This window comes from Bradyrhizobium sp. Leo170 (assembly GCF_004296405.1).
Classification (GTDB): Bacteria; Pseudomonadota; Alphaproteobacteria; order Rhizobiales; family Xanthobacteraceae; genus Bradyrhizobium.
Window position 1 is genome coordinate 1 of record NZ_PSRR01000793.1, and the last position, 810, is coordinate 810.

1 protein-coding gene is annotated in these 810 nt (G+C 60.0%); it reads right to left on the reverse strand.

The window, feature by feature from the left end:
• Positions 1 to 159 precede the first annotated feature (159 nt).
• Positions 160 to 591: a DUF2478 domain-containing protein gene (locus CWO89_RS44755; protein WP_130231991.1), complete on the reverse strand. Its 432-nt coding sequence runs from the start codon at positions 589 to 591 to the stop codon at positions 160 to 162.
• Between the last annotated feature and the right edge of the window lie 219 nt (positions 592 to 810).

Genomic DNA, 810 nt, shown 5'->3' on the forward strand with positions numbered 1-810 from the left:
GGCCGTGATGAAGCTGCCGGATGGAATCATCACTAAATCGTCGTGACCGGATGGATTGCGCGCGGATGCGCGGCGGCGGGCGATGTCGCGCCATCATCCCTCTACGACCTGGCGCTCGCACCACAGCGTTATGCCGACATCCCGGTGAAAGTCCGCGAGTCAGCAAGGCATTTTTCCGGACGGTGGTGAGGAATGGCACGCTAGCGATGACCGCATCGACAAATTCGTCCCCCGGCCGGGGCTCCTGCTCGGAGAATTGTTAATCACGAGGAGATCGACGCGCCGCTTGGTCGCGCGGGCCACTACAACTGCGGCGTCGGCAAACCCACTAGCATCAAGCTTGCAGGATATGGCGCCGCTGCCGAGTGGCTGGCAGATCGAAATCTCGTGCCCTGTCGCAATGTCGAGCGCGACCATGGTTTTTATGCCGTCGCGCCCTTCAGTTTTTTCTGAACAAAACCAATGACGTGCACGCCTTGTCGCATGAGACTCCTGGGCTAAGTCGGCGAGCAGCTTATAAGCATCCTGTTCCGACCGGTGGAGGATTGCCGCAACGCGCTTCGGATCGATATCCGCGAGGGTGGTGATCATGGGCGTGATCCTCTAATTGCTCGTTTCGCGCTTTGTCGGCGCGAAACGCGCGATACCTACTCTGGCGCTTCAGGGCCGTGAACCAGCGAGACGCCCGTTGGCCTGGACGAATATACCGATTCCAAATCGAGCCTTAGGCATAGCGAGCGGCGCGTTATGCCGCTGTGCTGGAGATCGCCGCCCACACCTCTAGCCGGTACGGTACGCTGAACTGCGCAT

Bases quoted from the DNA above. Each gene is read 5' to 3' on its own strand.
- CWO89_RS44755 (WP_130231991.1), bottom strand. From the start codon at position 591: ATGATCACCACCCTCGCGGATATCGATCCGAAGCGCGTTGCGGCAATC.